At 65.4% G+C, this 16,652-nt stretch carries 15 protein-coding genes; 9 read left to right on the forward strand and 6 right to left on the reverse strand.

Annotated features, from left to right (window positions below; genetic code table 11):
• Positions 1–2: 2 nt before the first annotated feature.
• Both DBY63_RS22510 and DBY63_RS22515 read right to left on the reverse strand, forming a co-directional pair.
• Entirely contained in the window at positions 3–782 is a 780-nt protein-coding gene (locus tag DBY63_RS22510) for an ABC transporter permease (RefSeq protein WP_027599433.1), read from the reverse strand.
• On the reverse strand, positions 779–1,711 hold the full coding sequence (locus tag DBY63_RS22515) for an ABC transporter ATP-binding protein (RefSeq protein WP_027599434.1): 933 nt from the start codon (positions 1,709–1,711) through the stop codon (positions 779–781). Before DBY63_RS22515 ends, DBY63_RS22510 begins: the two co-directional genes overlap by 4 nt.
• Before the next feature lie 142 nt (positions 1,712–1,853).
• Between DBY63_RS22515 and DBY63_RS22520 the strand changes: the two genes are divergently transcribed.
• Complete coding sequence (locus DBY63_RS22520) at positions 1,854–2,264, forward strand: PA2817 family protein (protein WP_007158396.1); 411 nt, start codon at positions 1,854–1,856, stop codon at positions 2,262–2,264.
• A 59-nt stretch (positions 2,265–2,323) separates the two neighbouring features.
• On the opposite strand, the gene nfuA is transcribed toward DBY63_RS22520, so the two are convergent.
• From nfuA to DBY63_RS22535, 3 genes are all read right to left on the reverse strand, one after another.
• Positions 2,324–2,908, reverse strand: a complete 585-nt coding sequence (gene nfuA, locus DBY63_RS22525) for a Fe-S biogenesis protein NfuA (RefSeq protein WP_007158397.1) — start codon at positions 2,906–2,908, stop codon at positions 2,324–2,326.
• 81 nt (positions 2,909–2,989) lie between these two features.
• Entirely contained in the window at positions 2,990–3,955 is a 966-nt protein-coding gene (locus tag DBY63_RS22530; protein ID WP_007158398.1) for a diguanylate cyclase, read from the reverse strand.
• Between the two features lie 2 nt (positions 3,956–3,957).
• On the reverse strand, positions 3,958–4,959 hold the full coding sequence (locus tag DBY63_RS22535) for a response regulator (RefSeq protein ID WP_108582869.1): 1,002 nt from the start codon (positions 4,957–4,959) through the stop codon (positions 3,958–3,960).
• Between the two features lie 233 nt (positions 4,960–5,192).
• Here DBY63_RS22535 and metH point away from each other — a divergent pair, with 233 nt between their 5' ends.
• Both metH and DBY63_RS22545 read left to right on the forward strand, forming a co-directional pair.
• Positions 5,193–8,903, forward strand: coding sequence for a methionine synthase (gene metH, locus DBY63_RS22540; RefSeq protein WP_108582868.1), 3,711 nt, complete (start codon positions 5,193–5,195; stop codon positions 8,901–8,903).
• Between the two features lie 93 nt (positions 8,904–8,996).
• Complete coding sequence (locus DBY63_RS22545; protein WP_108582867.1) at positions 8,997–10,124, forward strand: PQQ-dependent sugar dehydrogenase; 1,128 nt, start codon at positions 8,997–8,999, stop codon at positions 10,122–10,124.
• 35 nt (positions 10,125–10,159) lie between these two features.
• Here DBY63_RS22545 and DBY63_RS22550 read toward each other — a convergent pair whose 3' ends face one another.
• Positions 10,160–10,462, reverse strand: coding sequence for a DUF1883 domain-containing protein (locus DBY63_RS22550; protein WP_017640573.1), 303 nt, complete (start codon positions 10,460–10,462; stop codon positions 10,160–10,162).
• 85 nt (positions 10,463–10,547) lie between these two features.
• Here DBY63_RS22550 and DBY63_RS22555 point away from each other — a divergent pair, with 85 nt between their 5' ends.
• The 6 genes from DBY63_RS22555 (at position 10,548) to efeB (ending at position 16,644) form a co-directional block, all read left to right on the forward strand.
• On the forward strand, positions 10,548–11,576 hold the full coding sequence (locus tag DBY63_RS22555) for an RNA methyltransferase (RefSeq protein ID WP_027599440.1): 1,029 nt from the start codon (positions 10,548–10,550) through the stop codon (positions 11,574–11,576).
• 101 nt (positions 11,577–11,677) lie between these two features.
• Entirely contained in the window at positions 11,678–12,082 is a 405-nt protein-coding gene (locus DBY63_RS22560; protein ID WP_108582866.1) for a 3-phosphoshikimate 1-carboxyvinyltransferase, read from the forward strand.
• A gap of 49 nt (positions 12,083–12,131) precedes the next feature.
• On the forward strand, positions 12,132–13,154 hold the full coding sequence (locus DBY63_RS22565) for a twin-arginine translocation pathway signal protein (RefSeq protein WP_108582865.1): 1,023 nt from the start codon (positions 12,132–12,134) through the stop codon (positions 13,152–13,154).
• A gap of 150 nt (positions 13,155–13,304) precedes the next feature.
• Positions 13,305–14,159, forward strand: a complete 855-nt coding sequence (gene efeU / locus DBY63_RS22570; protein ID WP_027599442.1) for an iron uptake transporter permease EfeU — start codon at positions 13,305–13,307, stop codon at positions 14,157–14,159.
• Positions 14,156–15,355 carry an iron uptake system protein EfeO gene (gene efeO, locus DBY63_RS22575; RefSeq protein ID WP_027599443.1) on the forward strand — a complete coding sequence of 400 codons (1,200 nt, stop codon included), beginning with the start codon at positions 14,156–14,158 and terminating at the stop codon, positions 15,353–15,355. Before efeU ends, efeO begins: the two co-directional genes overlap by 4 nt.
• The gene (efeB, locus tag DBY63_RS22580; RefSeq protein ID WP_027599444.1) at positions 15,352–16,644 is read left to right on the forward strand and encodes an iron uptake transporter deferrochelatase/peroxidase subunit; all 1,293 of its coding nucleotides are present in this window, start codon (positions 15,352–15,354) and stop codon (positions 16,642–16,644) included. Before efeO ends, efeB begins: the two co-directional genes overlap by 4 nt.
• Positions 16,645–16,652: the final 8 nt, after the last annotated feature.

The raw sequence follows: 16,652 nt of genomic DNA on the forward strand, positions 1-16,652 counted from the left end.
ACTCAATGACGCATGCCGCGCCCGCTCACGAGCAGACGGATGCTGACCAGATAAAGCACGACCACGGCGACCAGCATGAAGGCGATCGCCACCCCGATGCGGATGTCGGACACCCCGAGGATGCCGTAGCGGAAGGCGTTGACCATGTGCAGGATCGGATTGACCAGGGACACCTTCTGCCAGAAGGCCGGCAGCAGGTCGATGGAATAGAAGACCCCGCCCAGGTAGGTCAGGGGCGTCAGCACGAAGGTCGGCACGATGGAGATGTCGTCGAAGTTGCGCGCGTAGACGGCGTTGATGAAACCGCCCAGGGCGAAGATCGCCGCGGTGAGGATGATCACCAGCAGCATGATGCCCAGGTGATGCACCTGCATGTGGGTAAAGAACAGCGACAGCACGCTGACGATGGCGGCCACGGCCAGGCCACGCAGGATGCCGCCCATGGCATAGCCGATGAGGATGACGTGGGGCGACACCGGCGAGACCAGCAGTTCTTCCACCGAGCGCTGAAACTTGCTGCTGAAGAAGCTGGAGACCACGTTGCTGTAGGCGTTGGTGATCACCGACATCATGATCAGGCCCGGCACGATGTACTGCATGTAGGTGAAGCCACCCATGCCGCCGATGCGATTGCCGATCAGGTTACCGAAGATCACGAAGTACAGGACCATAGTGATCGCCGGGGGCAGCAGCGTCTGCGCCCAGATGCGGGTGAAGCGGCGGACTTCACGATGGACGATGGTCCGCAGCGCCACCAGATTGGCTTGGAATTCGGTACTCATCGGGCGACCTTGGCTAGATTCTTTTCCACCAGGGAGACGAACAGCTCCTCCAGGCGATTGGCTTTGTTTCTCAGGCTCTGCACCTGGATGCCGGCGGCGTCCAGCTGGCGGAACAGGGCATTGACCCCGCTGGCCTTGTCGATGGCCACCTCGAAGGAGTGATCGCCCAGCAGCCGGGTCGGATAGCCTTCCAGTTGCGGCGCCGCCGTCAGCGGCTGGACCACGTCGACGATGAAGGTCTCGACATTCAGCTTTTGCAGCAGCTTGCGCATGCTGGTGTGCTCGACCAGCTCGCCATGGTCGATGATGGCGATGTTGCGGCAGAGCTGTTCGGCCTCTTCGAGATAGTGGGTGGTGAGGATGATGCTGGTCCCCTGCCCGTTCAGCTCGGTGAGGAAATTCCACATGGAGCGGCGCAGCTCGATGTCCACGCCGGCGGTGGGTTCGTCGAGGATCAGCAGGCGCGGCTTGTGGATCAGGGCGCGAGCGATCATCAGGCGCCGCTTCATGCCGCCGGAGAGCATGCGCGAGGGGGTATCACGCTTGTCCCACAGGCCGAGCTGGGTCAGGTACTCCTCGGCCCGCTCGCCGGCGATCCGCGCCGGGATGCCGTAGTAGCCCGCCTGGGTCACCAGGATGTCGAAGGCCTTCTCGAACTGGTTGAAGTTGAATTCCTGGGGCACCACGCCGAGGCAGCGCTTGAGGCCCGCCGGATCCTTGTCCAGGTCGTTGCCGAACACCGAGACCTCGCCGCCGGACTTGTTGACCAGGGTCGAGAGGATGCCGATGGTGGTCGACTTGCCCGCTCCGTTGGGACCGAGCAGCGCGAAAAAATCACCTTCGACCACGTCGAGGTCGATGCCCTTGAGCGCGGTGAAGCCGTTGTTGTAGGTCTTGGTCAGACCACGAATGGAGAGAGCTAGACTCATGTGCCTCCCGGCAAGAACTGATTCGCAAAGAAAAGTGCTACTTCCTATAACCCCGGCAGAGGGCAAAGGTTCGATCCTAGTCGAACCAGACAATGTCGGACAGTGCCCCTATACTGCGCAGCCGCTTTTTCAGGAGACACCCATGGCCACTTCCTATCTCGCCCACCACGTTGCCCTCCTCGCCCAGCTGCGTGCGGTCCTGGCCGACGTCGGCGCGGCCGAGCAGGTGCCCTCGGAGAACCACGCGCTGTTCCTCGACCGCTTCGACGAACTAGTCGCCGGCCTGCCGCAGGCGCCCGAAGAGTACGCCTATCTCGGCCAGGACCTGCTCAGCCAGATCTTCAGCCGCTATCCGCAGATCGCCCACCGGGTGCCGCGCGACCTGCTGTGGTTCTTTGGCGGCGATTGCCTGCACTTCATGCCGGACGAAGAGCTGGCGCTCTACCAGCGACTGGACGAGCGTCGCCACGAAGCGGAATCCCGCGGCGAGGCCTTCGACTGGGCGCAGGAACAGCGCCTGATGGCCCTGCCGGACGACGCCGCGCGCCACTGAAACGCCGAAGGGCTATCGAATCGGTCGATAGCCCTTCGTACCCGCAACACGCGCTATCTCTAGTAGTAGGCGTTTTCGCGGTTGGTGTGGTCGGTGACGTCGCGCACGGCGGTGAGCTCGGGGATCCGCTCCAGCAGGGTGCGCTCGACGCCATCCTTGAGGGTCAGATCGACCTGGCCACAGCCCTGGCAGCCGCCGCCGAAGCGCAGGACCGCGACATTGTCGTCGACGATGTCCACCAGGCTGACCATGCCACCGTGGCTGGCGAGCCCCGGATTGATCTCGGTCTGCAGGTAGTAGTCGACGCGCTCGTTGAGCGGGCTGTCCTCGTTGACCATGGGCACCTTGGCGTTGGGCGCCTTGATGGTCAGCTGGCCGCCCATGCGGTCGGTGGCGTAGTCCACCAGGGCGTCTTCCAGGAAGGGCTGGCTGATGGCGTCGATATAGGCAGTAAAGCTCTTCAGCCCGATTGGCTGGTCATCGGGCTTCTCTTCGCCGGGCTTGCAGTAGGCGATGCAGGTCTCGGCGTACTGGGTGCCGGGCTGGGTAATGAAGATCCGGATACCGATCCCGGGGGTGTTCTGCTTTTCCAACAGGTCGGCCAGGTAATCCTGAGCCGCGTCGGTAATGGTGATGGCGCTCATGGTCACTCCTCAACAGGTGTGACAAGTTTACGCCACCCCACCCCTCGACGAAAGCCCTAGTGAAACAGTCGGATAATCGTCTCAGTCGAGCCGCTGCACGAAGCTGGTCACTCGGTTGCGCCCGTTGTGCTTGGACTCGTACAGGGCCTTGTCCGCCTGCTGGATCATCTGCTCGTGGTTGCCCAGGGGCACCGACAGATCGGTGATGCCGACACTGATGGTGAAGGCGATGGGCGTCCCCAGCACGTCGAGCCGCATGGCCTCGACCGCCTCGCGCAGGCGCTCGGCGAGCAACCGGGCGCCTTCCACCGCCGTGTCCAGCAGCACCACGCCGAATTCCTCGCCGCCGTAGCGTCCGGCGATGTCGGCATTGCGCACATGGGTCTTGATCACCCCGGCCAGCGCCTTGATCGCCTGATCGCCGACGGCATGACCATAGGTGTCGTTGATGCGCTTGAAGTGATCGATGTCGAGCATCATCAGCGCCAGGCGACCGCCATAGCGCTGGTGGCGGGCGAATTCCTCGGTGAGGCGCTCTTCCCAGTAACCACGGTTGGCCAGACCGGTCAGGCGATCGGTACGCGACAGTTCCTGCAGCTTGTCGTTGGAGAGCTCCAGTTGCCGCTTGTTGATGGCGACATCGGTGACGTCGTAGATCACCACGCAGATGTGGGCGATGGCACCGGTGGAATCCCGCAGCGGCAGCAGGGTGACGTTCTGGTACATGAAGGCTTCCACGCCGGTGATCGGCTGGTAGCTCTTGAAGTGGACCAGGTAGGGCCGCTGTTCCCAGATGGAAAAGGCCCGGGTACCCAGCAGCACCACGCTCTCGGCCTTGGCGCGAAACCAGGCCTCGTCGATTTCGGCGAAGACGGCGAACAGCGACTGTTGGCTGACCTCGCTGAGGATCCGTCCGGAATGGTTTTCCATGAAGCTGTTCCAGACCTCGATGCGGTAGTCGAGGTCCAGCACCACCACGCCGACATCGATGTTCTGCACGATGTCCAGCAGCCAGTGGAGTTCGTTGATATCGATCTGTGCCGCCATGCTCAACTCATCAGGTAGCCGATCTTGCGGGTGATGCGCTTCACCGAATCCTCGGTGAACAGCAGCAGCAGATCGAAGTGGACGTTATGGCCTTCCAGGCTGTAGCTGAGTTCGACCGCCAGGGTCTTCTTCCAGCGGGTCTTGTTGACGACGATGAGTTCGTCGATGGACGCATGGTGGCCGAGGATGGTCGGATGCCCCTGGGAAAAGCGGATGTCGAACTGCTCGGCGATGCCGGCCAGGCAGGCGCCGATGATGATGCTCGACAGATCCAGCAGCATCTCGATGTCACCGGACTCCCCTGCCTCGCGCCAGCGCACCAGCTTGGCCATGTCGTCGAATTCGGAGTCGTGGAAGATCAGCAGCGCTTCGCCGGCGATACCCTCGCCGATATAGCCCTGGCAGACCGCGCTGAGGCGATCCTCGCGCTGGGCGTCCACCAGCGTCATGTGCAGCTCGCTGACTTCAAGGATATTGACGTTGGGAATCGGCAGCTGGACGAAGACATCCAGCGCCTTGGCCAGCAGCGCGCCGGCCCGCCCCATGGAAACGTTGACCACCTCGCGGAAGGCGTCGCGGAAGCTCACCTCCAGCTCGGGACGTGCGACCGGTTCCGGCAGCGCCGCAGGGCTGGGGCTATAGAGACCATGGCGCTCGAGTACCGCGGCCAGTTCGGCGGGATCGGCCGGCTTGCGCAGGAAGTCCAGGGCGCCAAGTTCGCGCACCCGGGCCACCGCCTGGTCCTGGACGTCGCCGGAGACGACGATCACCTTGACTGCCAGGCCTTCGTTGCGGATGGCCGCCAGGGTGCCGTAGCCGTCCAGGATCGGCATGGTCAGGTCCAGCAGCATCACCTGACCCAGCCCCTGGCGCAGCGCCGTGAGGGCTTCCTCGCCGTTGGTGGCCTGGGTGATGGATACCGCCCAGCCTTCGGGCAGGGAGCGAACCAGCTGCTTGCGCGCCATGTTCGAGTCGTCGCATATCACCAGAGGAATCACGGCCACCTTCCATGACACTGTTTTGACGCACAGTAAACGTCGGTCAATTGCCAGTAAAGCAGCACTTGAAGGGCTTGCCCACCAGACGCGCCAGATCGTCAGACGTTTTCGCCATGAAAGACTCGCCGACCCTGCATGAGCGCTGTTCATCATGGACCGTCGCCAATACCGGGGCAGGCGCCGGCTTTTGCTATGCTGCCACCCTTTGTCCAGCGTCTCTTCATCTCTGTGGAATGCCCATGACCGATCGCAGCTCTCGCCTCGCCGCCCTCCGCCACGCCCTCGCGCAGCGCATCCTCATCCTCGACGGCGGCATGGGCACCATGATCCAGAGCTATCGGCTGGAAGAAGCGGACTACCGTGGCGAGCGTTTCGCCGACTGGCCGAGCGACGTCAAGGGCAACAACGACCTGCTGCTGCTGACCCAGCCGAAGATCATCGCCGAGATCGAAAAGGCCTACCTGGATGCCGGCGCCGACATCCTGGAAACCAACACCTTCAATGCCACGCGCGTCTCCCAGGCCGACTACGGCATGGAGGCCATCACCTATGAGCTGAATCTGGCCGGCGCCCGCGTCGCCCGCGAGGTGGCCGACGCCAAGACCCTGGAGACCCCGGATCGCCCGCGTTTCGTCGCCGGGGTGCTCGGCCCGACCAGTCGGACCTGCTCCATCTCTCCGGACGTCAACAACCCCGGCTATCGCAATGTCACCTTCGACGAGCTGGTGGAGAACTACACCGAGGCCACCCGCGGCCTGATCGAAGGCGGCGCCGACCTCATCCTGATCGAAACCATCTTCGACACCCTCAACGCCAAGGCGGCCATCTTCGCGGTCCAGGGCGTGTTCGAGGAGGTCGGCGTCGAGCTGCCGATCATGATCTCCGGCACCATCACCGACGCCTCCGGCCGTACCCTGTCGGGCCAGACCACCGAGGCCTTCTGGAACTCGGTGCGGCACGCCCAGCCGATTTCCGTCGGCCTCAACTGCGCCCTGGGGGCCAAGGAATTGCGGCCCTACGTCGAGGAATTGGCGACCAAGGCCGACACCTTCGTCTCCGCCCACCCCAACGCCGGCTTGCCCAATGCCTTCGGCGAATACGACGAAAGCCCCGCGCAGATGGCGGCGGTGGTCGAGGAATTCGCCGCCAGCGGCCTGCTCAACATCGTCGGTGGCTGCTGCGGTACCACCCCGGCGCATATCCAGGCCATCGCCGAGGCGGTCGCCAAGCATCCGCCGCGCCAGCCGCCCGAGATTCCCAAGGCCTGCCGCCTCTCCGGCCTGGAGCCCTTCACCATCAGCCGCGACTCGCTGTTCGTCAACGTCGGCGAGCGCACCAACATCACCGGCTCGGCCAAGTTCGCCCGGCTGATCCGCGAGGAGAACTACGCCGAGGCCCTGGAAGTGGCCCAGCAGCAGGTGGAAGCCGGCGCCCAGGTCATCGACATCAACATGGACGAGGGCATGCTGGATTCGAAGGCGGCCATGGTCACCTTCCTCAACCTGATCGCCTCCGAGCCGGATATCTCCCGGGTACCGATCATGATCGACTCCTCCAAGTGGGAGGTGATCGAGGCCGGTCTCAAGTGCATCCAGGGCAAGGGCATCGTCAATTCCATCTCCATGAAGGAAGGCGTCGAGGCCTTCATCCATCACGCCAAGCTGTGCAAGAGATACGGCGCGGCGGTGGTGGTCATGGCCTTCGACGAAGACGGCCAGGCCGACACCGAGGCGCGCAAGAACGAGATCTGCGCGCGCTCCTACGACATCCTGGTCAACCAAGTCGGCTTTCCGCCGGAAGACATCATCTTCGACCCCAACATCTTCGCCGTGGCGACCGGGATCGAGGAGCACAACAACTACGCGGTCGACTTCATCAACGCCTGCGCCTTCATCCGCGACAACCTGCCCTATGCCCTGACCTCGGGCGGCGTGTCCAACGTCTCCTTCTCCTTCCGTGGCAACAACCCGGTGCGCGAGGCCATCCACTCGGTCTTCCTCTACCACGCCATCCAGAACGGCCTGACCATGGGCATCGTCAACGCTGGTCAGCTGGAGATCTATGACGAGATCCCCGCCGCCCTGCGCGAGCGGGTCGAAGACGTGGTGCTCAACCGTACCCTGGCCGGCACCGATGCCCTGCTGGCCATCGCCGACGACTACAAGGGCGGCGGCGCGGTCAAGGAGGCCGAGACCGAGGAATGGCGTGGCCTGCCGGTGGACAAACGCCTGGAGCATGCGCTGGTCAAGGGCATCACCACCTATATCGTCGAGGACACCGAGGAATGCCGGCAGCAGTGCGCGCGGCCCATCGAGGTCATCGAAGGCCCGCTGATGAGCGGCATGAACGTGGTCGGCGACCTGTTCGGCTCGGGCAAGATGTTCCTGCCCCAGGTGGTCAAGTCCGCCCGGGTGATGAAGCAGGCGGTGGCGCACCTGATCCCGTTCATCGAGGCGGAGAAAGGCGACAAGCCCGAAGCCAAGGGCAAGATCCTCATGGCCACGGTCAAGGGCGACGTCCACGACATCGGCAAGAACATCGTCGGCGTGGTGCTGGGCTGCAACGGCTATGACATCGTCGACCTGGGCGTCATGGTCCCGGCGGAAAAGATCCTGCAGACCGCCATCGCCGAGAAGTGCGACATCATCGGCCTGTCCGGTCTGATCACCCCTTCGCTGGACGAGATGGTCCATGTCGCCAAGGAGATGCAGCGCCAGGGCTTCACCCTGCCCTTGATGATCGGCGGCGCCACCACCTCCAAGGCCCATACCGCGGTCAAGATCGAGCCGCAGTACAAGAACGATGCCGTGGTCTATGTCACCGATGCCTCCCGCGCCGTGGGCGTAGCTACTCAGCTGCTGTCCAAGGAACTCAAGGCCGGCTTCGTCGAGCGCACCCGCGCCGACTACGTCGAGGTCCGCGAGCGCACCGCCAGTCGCAGCGCCCGCACCGAACGCCTGTCCTATGCCAAGGCAGTGGCCAACAAGCCCGCCTTCAACTGGCTCGGCTACCAGGCGCCCACGCCCAGCTTTACCGGCACCCGGGTGCTGGAGGACATCGACCTGGCAGTCCTGGCCGAGTACATCGACTGGACGCCCTTCTTCATCTCCTGGGACCTGGCCGGCAAGTACCCGCGCATCCTCACCGACGAGGTCGTGGGTGAAGCGGCCACCGCACTGTTCCACGACGCCCAGGCCATGCTCAGGAAGCTGATCGACGAGAAGCTGATCAAGGCCCGCGCCGTGTTCGGCTTCTGGCCGGCCAACCAGGTGCGTGACGACGACCTGGAAGTCTATGGCGAGGACGGCCAGCCGCTGGCCACCCTGCACCACCTGCGCCAGCAGACCATCAAGCCCGAGGGCAAGCCCAACCTGTCCCTGGCCGACTTCGTCGCGCCCAAGGAAACCGGCGTCACCGACTACATGGGCGGCTTTATCGTCACCGCCGGCATCGGCGCCGAGGAGCTGGCCAAGGACTACGAGCGCAAGGGCGACGACTACAACTCCATAATGGTCAAGGCCCTGGCCGATCGTCTCGCCGAAGCCTGTGCCGAGTGGCTGCACGAGCGGGTGCGCAAGGAGCACTGGGGCTATGCCGCGGACGAGACCCTGGACAACGAGGCGCTGATCCGCGAGCAGTACAAGGGCATCCGCCCCGCTCCCGGCTACCCGGCCTGCCCCGACCATACCGAGAAGGCCACCCTCTTCAAGCTGCTGGACCCCGAGGCCCGCTTCAACGAGGCCGGTCGCAGCGGCGTCTTTCTCACCGAGCACTACGCCATGTTCCCCGCCGCCGCCGTCAGTGGCTGGTACTTCGCCCATCCCGAGGCCCAGTACTTCGCCGTGGGCAAGATCGACCGGGATCAGGTGGACAGCTACACCGAGCGCAAGGGCCAGGAGCTGGCGGTGACGGAGCGCTGGCTGGCGCCGAATCTGGGGTACGACAACTAGCCTGGCAGACGCCTCAGGTAACAAAAACGCGGCCCTTTCCGCGGGCGTCCCTACTAGGGTGTAGGGACTTCCATCGACGAGGACCGCGTGCCCATGAAAGGCCTTACCCTAGCCGCCGGCAGTCTCCTGCTCGGTCTCGCCACCCTGAACGCCAGTGCCGCGCCCCAGGCGCTGAGTGAAGCTCAGTGGCCCTTCACCGCCACACCACGGGCCACCCTGGACGCACCCTGGGCCATCGCCTTCCTGCCGGACGGCACCGCCCTGGTCACCGAGAAAGGCGGCGTCCTCAAGCACCTGAACGTGCAGACCGGCAAGGCCCAGGATATCAGCGGGGTACCCAAGGTGGTCGCCGCCGGCCAGGGCGGGCTGGGCGATGTCATCCTGCATCCGCAATACGCCAGCAACGGGCTGATCTACCTCAGCTATGCCGAGGCCGGCGAAGACGGCACCCAGGGCGCGGCGGTCGCCCGGGCCAAGCTGACCCTGAAGCAGGACGGCAGTGGTTCGCTGGGCGATCTCAAGGTGATCTGGCGGCAGACGCCCAAGGTCACCGGCAACGGTCACTATGGCCATCGCATGAGATTCGGCCCGGACGGCAAGCTGTGGATCACTTCGGGGGAACGGCAGAAATTCACCCCGGCCCAGGACATGAGCGGCAACCTGGGCAAGCTCATCCGCCTCAACGACGATGGCAGCACGCCGGCCGACAACCCCTTCGCCCAGCAGGGCGGCGTCGCGGCCCAGGTCTGGTCGCTGGGCCATCGCAATCCACTGGGTATCGCCTTTGACGCCCAGGGCCGCCTGTGGGAACAGGAAATGGGCCCCCAGGGTGGCGACGAACTGAATCTGATCCAGCGCGGCGGCAACTACGGCTATCCCGAGGTCTCCAATGGCGACCACTATGGCGGCAAGCCGATTCCGGATCACGCGACGCGCCCGGAATTCATCCCGCCCAAGATCACCTGGACGCCGGTGATCTCGCCGGCCGGCCTGATGATCTACGCAGGCGACCGCTTCCCCGCCTGGAAAGGCAATGCCTTCATCGGCGGGCTGTCGTCCAAGGCGCTGGTGCGGATCGAACTCAAGGGCGAAGAGGCGCGCGAGGTCGAGCGCTATGCCATGGGCACGCGCATCCGCGACGTCGAGGAAGGCCCCAACGGCAGCCTCTGGGTGCTGGAAGACGGTGCCAAGGCGCGACTGCTGGAATTGCAGCCGAAGTAGCGGCAGGAGTCACCCAGGGACGGGTGACCGCCGGCTCAGCGCAGCTCGGAAGGCGAGCGGCGAACGATCTTGATCGAGTGCTTGATCTCGGGCTTGCGGGTCACGCTGATCGGCCGTTTGGTGACGGTGTCCAGGGTGATGTTCCAGAAGCCAGTGCTCGGTACCGTGATGCGCGCCGGAAAGGTGTCGAAGGCGCCACCGTGATAGGTGTGGCGGCCGCCATTCTTGAAGCTGCGGAAATTGGCATCGTTCATCAGGCGGATGTTGCACACCCCCGAACTCTGGATGACGACCAGGTCGCCCTCGTTGAGATGCTCGCGCTGGTGAATGAACTTCATGACGGGTCCTCGTCTTGCAAAGGACTAGGATAGCATCCCTGCCCTGTCCTATTATCGCCGCCCGCCCTCGACCTGCCCTTTTCCAATGCGTATCTCCGATGTCGTCCAGTTGCTCGCCGATGCCGGCGCCAAGCCCAAGCACAGCGCCCGCATCCTGCGCGCCTGGTGTCAGGGGCTGCCCCTGGACACCGGCACCCGGCGCCAGCAGGCGGAAAACTTCCTGCCCCTGGAGGTGCGCCACGCCATTCCGGCGCTGACCGCGCGACTGGAAGGCCTGGCCCGGGTGACCTCGGAGCACCCGGGCGCCGACGGTTCGGCGCGGATGCTGGTGACCCTCGGCGATGGCCAGGCGGTGGAAAGCGTGCTGCTGCCCCGTGATGGACTCTGCGTGTCGTCCCAGGTCGGCTGCGCGGTGGGCTGCGTGTTCTGCATGACCGGCAAGAGCGGCCTCCTGCGTCAGGTGGGCAGCGCCGAGATCGTCGCCCAGGTGGCCCTGGCGCGACGCATCAGGCCGGTCAAGAAGGTGGTCTTCATGGGCATGGGCGAGCCGGCGCACAACCTGGACAACGTGCTGGAAGCCATCGACCTGCTGGGCACGGCCGGTGGCATCGGCCATCGCAACCTGGTGTTTTCCACCGTCGGCGATCCGCGGGTATTCGAGCGACTGCCGCAGCAGGCGGTCAGGCCGGCGCTGGCGCTGTCGCTGCACAGCACCCATGCCGAGCGAAGGGCCCGCCTGCTGCCCAAGGCGCCCCGGTACGAACCCGGCGAGCTGATCGAGCAGGGGGAAGCCTATGCCCGGCTGATCGGCTATCCGATCCAGTACCAGTGGACGCTGCTGGCCGGCATCAACGACAGCCAGGACGAGATGGACGAACTGCTGCGGCTGATGAAGGGCAAGTACGGCGTGCTCAACCTGATTCCCTACAACAGCCTGGAAGTGGACGACTACCAGCGGCCCACTGGCGAGCGCATCGTGCAGATCGTGCGCTACCTGCACAGCCGCGGTCTGCTGACCAAGGTGCGCAATTCCGCGGGCCAGGATGTCGATGGCGGTTGTGGCCAGTTGCGGGCCCGGGCCGAGGTGCTGCGCCCGGTGCGCGTCAGCGTCTGACCGATCGTCCTGCGACTGGCCCCGCCCATCAGATCTGGCGGAACGCCAGGCCGGGCGGCCTCTCAGAGTGCACTCGCACCATTCAGAGGGAAGCTTTTTCCATGCAGGATCGCATCAAACGCCACGACCCCTTCATCGCCGGTCTGAAGGAACGCCTGCCCGAAGAGCTGCGCGAATCCTTTACCGAGGAGCAGCTGGAAGCCCTCAAGCTGGCCTTCGGCACCCGCAGCTGGGGCAAGCACAGCGTCGATCTGCGCGGCACCGTCAAGTTCTGGCACCGCCGTTACTACTTCGTCTTCCTCGCCGGTCGCAACTACCGTCAACTCTCCCGCCTGGAGCAGGAATTGTCCCTGCTCGGCAAGGCCACCTTGCTGGCGGTGATCCTGCTGGCCTGTGGCCTGGTGGGTCTGCTGCTTCTCTATCTGCTCAAGTCGGCGCTGGGCATCGACATCTTTCCCGATTACTCCTTCGGAGTTTGGACCTGGTTCAAGGGTCTATTCGACTAGCACGGATGCTTGACCCTGGCAGGGAGGCTTGCCGCTCGGGAGACCTCCTATGCCCCACCTGAATCGCCGCCGGACCCTCGGCCTGCTGGCTGCCAGTGCCGCCCTGCCCCTGCTGGGCGGCTATCCGCTCAATGCCCTCGCAGCGGGCGACGAATACCTCGCCCTGGTCGAGAAGGAAGCCCCCGGCCTCGGCTTCTATCGCCTGGCCGATGGCAAGCGCATCGGCAGTCTGGAATTGCCCGAGCAACCCCATGAAATCGTCGCGGACCGCCAGGGTCGCTATGCCTACGTCGGCCAGTACGGGGTCAAGAGCTGGCAGGCGCCCGGCGAAGGCGGCCATCAGGTCAGCGTGATCGATCTCGCCGAGCGCCGGCTGGTGAGAGCCATCGACCTGTCGCCCTATCACCGCCTGCACGGCATGCGCCTGGACGACCAGGGTCGCCTCTATGTGCTGAGCGAGACCGACTCGCTGCTCATCCGCTTCGATCGCCCCGCCACCGCCGAATATCCCAGCCAGATCGTCCCGGTTGGTGGCACCCGCAGCCACTACTTCGTCCTGACCCGTGACGGACGCCGCGCCTACGTTGCCGACACCCTGAGCGGTCTGGTGATCCTGGTCGATGCGCACAATCCTGCAGTGCTGCCGGTGAAGAGGTACCTCGGCCAGGCGCCGGAGGGCTGCTGCCTGAGTCCGGACGAGCGCACCTTCTATGTGCTGGATCGCTTCGCCGGCATCCTACATGCGCTGGATGCCCGCGACCTGACGCCGATCCGCCAGGTCAAGCTGCGCGGCGAAGCGGTACGGGTAGCCGCCCTGCCCGATGGCCGCCTGCTGGTCTCCAACCTGTCGGACAAGAGCCTCTCGCTGCTGCGGCCCGATACCCTCGCTGAAGTTGCCTATCTGCCCATGGGCAGCGCCGTGCCCGGACTCAACCTCGATCCCCGCGGCGAGCGGCTCTTCGCGGCCCAGGAGGACAACCAGCTAGCGGTGGTCGATCTGCGCAGCTGGCGCGAGATCCACCGCTTCTCTACCGGCAAGGCGCCGGATACCGCCGTGGTCTTTCGCGCCTGAGGCTCTGCAATACGGGGATCCGCTGCCAACCAGTCAGCGGATCCGCGAGGCACGAGAATCATCCGCATTTAACAATCCGAATCATTGTGATACAAATCACCGACCTCCGGGCGCCTCTGCGCCCCTTCGCTTCTGTCGGTGATAGCTTTCATGCTCGTTCCCTTTCTGATCATGCTCCGCGAAGGCATCGAAGCGGCGCTCATCGTTGGCATCATCGCCAGCTACCTGCAACGCACCGGTCGCGGCCACTGGATGCCAGCGGTCTGGATCGGCGTCATGCTGGCCGCCGCCCTGTCGCTGTTCGTCGGCGCCGGCCTGCAACTGGCCAGCGCCGAATTCCCGCAGCGTCAGCAGGAGCTGTTCGAAGCGGTGGTCGGTCTGGCGGCCACCGCCATCCTCACCTCCATGGTGTTCTGGATGCGCAAGGCGGCGCGCTCGATCAAGACCGAACTGCACGACTCCCTGGAAAACGCCCTGTCCGCCTCGCGCAACCAGGTCTATGCCCTGATCGGCATGGTCTTCCTGGCGGTCGCTCGCGAAGGCCTGGAAACCGTGTTCTTCCTGCTGGCGATCTTCCAGCAGAGCGCCGGCCCCGGCGCGCCCCTGGGTGCCCTGCTGGGGCTGATCATCGCCATCGCCGTGGGCTATGGCCTCTATACCGGCGGCGTACGACTGAACCTGGGCAAGTTCTTCCGCTTCACCGGCCTGTTCATCCTCTTCGTCGCGGCCGGCCTGTTCACCAACTCGGTCAAGGCGCTGCATGAAGCCGGCCTGTGGAATTCGCTGCAGCAGGTGGTCTTCGACTGGAGTCACGCGCTGCCCGCCGACGGCCCGGTCGGTACGGTGCTGGCCGGGATGTTCGGCTACCAGGACACTCCGACCGTCAGCACGCTGGGCGCCTATCTGCTGTTCCTGGCCGTCACCCTGCCGCTGTTCTTCCGCACCCCGGCGCCGCCCCAGCGTCCTGCCGTGACCACCCCTGCCTCGCTGGAGCGCCCGTCTTGAATCACGCCAACCCCCATCCGCCGAAGCAGGGCTCCCTGGCGCTGCGCCTGGCCGTGGTCGGCTCGGCCACCCTGCTGATCGCAGCCGCCGCGGCCTTCTACTATGCCTCGCGCGCCGCAGGCGAGCGTCACGCCACCGTGGCCGACGGCGAAATCAAGGTCGACATCCTCGCCAATCGCTGCGAACCCAACGCCCTGCAGGTACCCGCCGGGCCGGCGCGCTTTCGTATCGTCAACCGCTCGGACCGGGCGGTGGAGTGGGAGATTCTCGATGGCGTCCTGGTGGTCGAGGAGCGCGAGAACATCGCCCCCGGCCTCAGTCAGGTCATCAATGCCACCCTGGCCCCCGGCGACTACGCCATCACCTGCGGTCTGCTGAGCAATCCGCGAGGCACCCTGAAGGTACTCCCGACCGCCGCCTCGGAAGCCGCCAGCAAGGCCGGTCCGACCCTGACCCAGTTCGTCGGCCCGCTGTCGGAATACCGCGTCTACCTGAATCAGCAGAGCCGCTTGCTGCTGCAGGGTCTCGCCACCCTGCAGCAGGCGCTGACCGCGGGCGACCTGGAGCAGGCACGCGCCGCCTATGCGGCCGCCCGCCTGCCCTACCAGCGCCTGGCGGCGACCGCGCAGCGCTTCGCCGAACTGGACAATCGCCTCAATGCCCGCGCCGACTACTACGAAAAGCGCGAACAGGATCCGGCCTTTGGTGGCTTCCATCGCCTCGAACAGGGCCTCTTCGCTGGCAACAGCACCCAGGGCCTGACAGCGGTCGCCACTCGCCTCGAGCAGGACGCCGCCGCCCTGCGCGACGCCCTGCTCGGCCAGTCGCTGCCGCCGGAACAACTCAGTGGCAATGCCGCGCGCCTGCTGCACAACCTGGCCGGCACCCGGATCTCGGGTGAGGAAGAGCGCTACAGCCAGCTCGTGCTGCCCGGCTTCGCCGCCAATCTGGATGGCACGCGCAAGGTGATCGAGTTGCTGCGCCCCCTGCTCGGCAAGGGTCATCCCGAGCTGCAGCACCGCCTGGATACCCAGGCCGACGCCTTCGCTACGGCCCTGGGCGATGTCCAGCGTCCCTACTCCACCCTTTCCCCCGACGACCGCCAGCGCATCGCCGCCGCGGCCCAGGCACTGGCCGACTCCCTCGACCAGATCGCCCCGGCCCTGGGCCTGGCCGCGACCAAGACCACGCCATGAAGAAGTCCGCTCCCGATCAGCCCAACATCGAACGTCGCCGCCTGCTGGGTGGCCTCGGCGCCGCCAGCGTGGCCCTGGCCGGTGCCGGGCTCTGCCCGATGCACGCCCGGGCGGCCAGCACCGCCGAGGTGACCCGTGCCCCCGGCAGCGCCAATACCCATCAGCGCCAGGCGTTCCTTGGCCTGCACCAGAGCGGCATCGTCACCCCACGGCCGGCGGCCGGAATGATCGTGGCCTTCGATGTGCTGGCCAGCGATCGCGAGGACCTGGAACGCCTGCTGCGGACCCTCGACGAGCGCATCCGCTTTCTCATGCAGGGCGGCCCGGTGCCCGAGGTCGACCCCAAATTGCCACCGCTGGATTCCGGCATCCTCGGTCCTGTGGTGACGCCGGACAACCTGACCATCACCGTCTCGGTGGGCGAATCGCTCTTCGATGACCGCTTCGGCCTCACCGCGGTCAAGCCGCGGCAGCTGCAGCGCATGACCGGCTTTCCCAACGACGCCCTGGAAGCGGACTGCTGCCACGGCGATCTCTGCCTGCAATTCTGTGCCAACACCCCGGACACCAACATCCACGCCCTGCGCGACATCGTGAAGAATCTGCCCGACCTGCTGGCGATCCGCTGGAAGCAGGAAGGCAGCGTGCCGGTGCAGGATCCGCCACCCGGTCAGCCCGCCGAGAGCGCGCGCAACTTCCTGGGCTTTCGCGATGGCTCGGCCAACCCCGACTCCACCGACCAGCAGGCGATGGACCGGATCGTCTGGGTCCAGCCCGGCAGCGGCGAGCCGGCCTGGGCGGCCCAGGGCAGCTATCAGGCGGTGCGCATCATCCGCAATTTCGTCGAGCGCTGGGATCGCACCCCGCTGCAGGAACAGGAAGCCATCTTCGGGCGGCGCAAGGCCAGTGGCGCGCCCATGGCCGGCGGTCACGAGACCGATGTGCCGGACTATGCCAGCGATCCCAAGGGCAAGGTCACGCCGCTGGACGCCCATATCCGCCTGGCCAATCCCCGCACCGCGGAGAGCCAGCGCAACCTGATCCTGCGCCGCCCCTTCAACTACTCCAACGGTGTGCGCAAGAACGGCCAGCTCGACATGGGCCTGCTGTTCATCGCCTACCAGGCCGACCTGGAACAGGGCTTCATCGCCGTGCAGAAGCGGCTGGATGGTGAGCCCCTGGAGGAATACATCAAGCCCATCGGCGGCGGTTACTTCTTCGTCCTGCCGGGGATCACCGATGCCAAGGACTACCTCGGCCGCAGCCTGCTGGCCGCCGCATCGCTTTAATACCTCGA

Source organism: Pseudomonas sp. RIT411, from assembly GCF_003057735.2.
GTDB classification, from domain to species: Bacteria; Pseudomonadota; Gammaproteobacteria; order Pseudomonadales; family Pseudomonadaceae; genus Chryseomonas; species Chryseomonas oryzihabitans.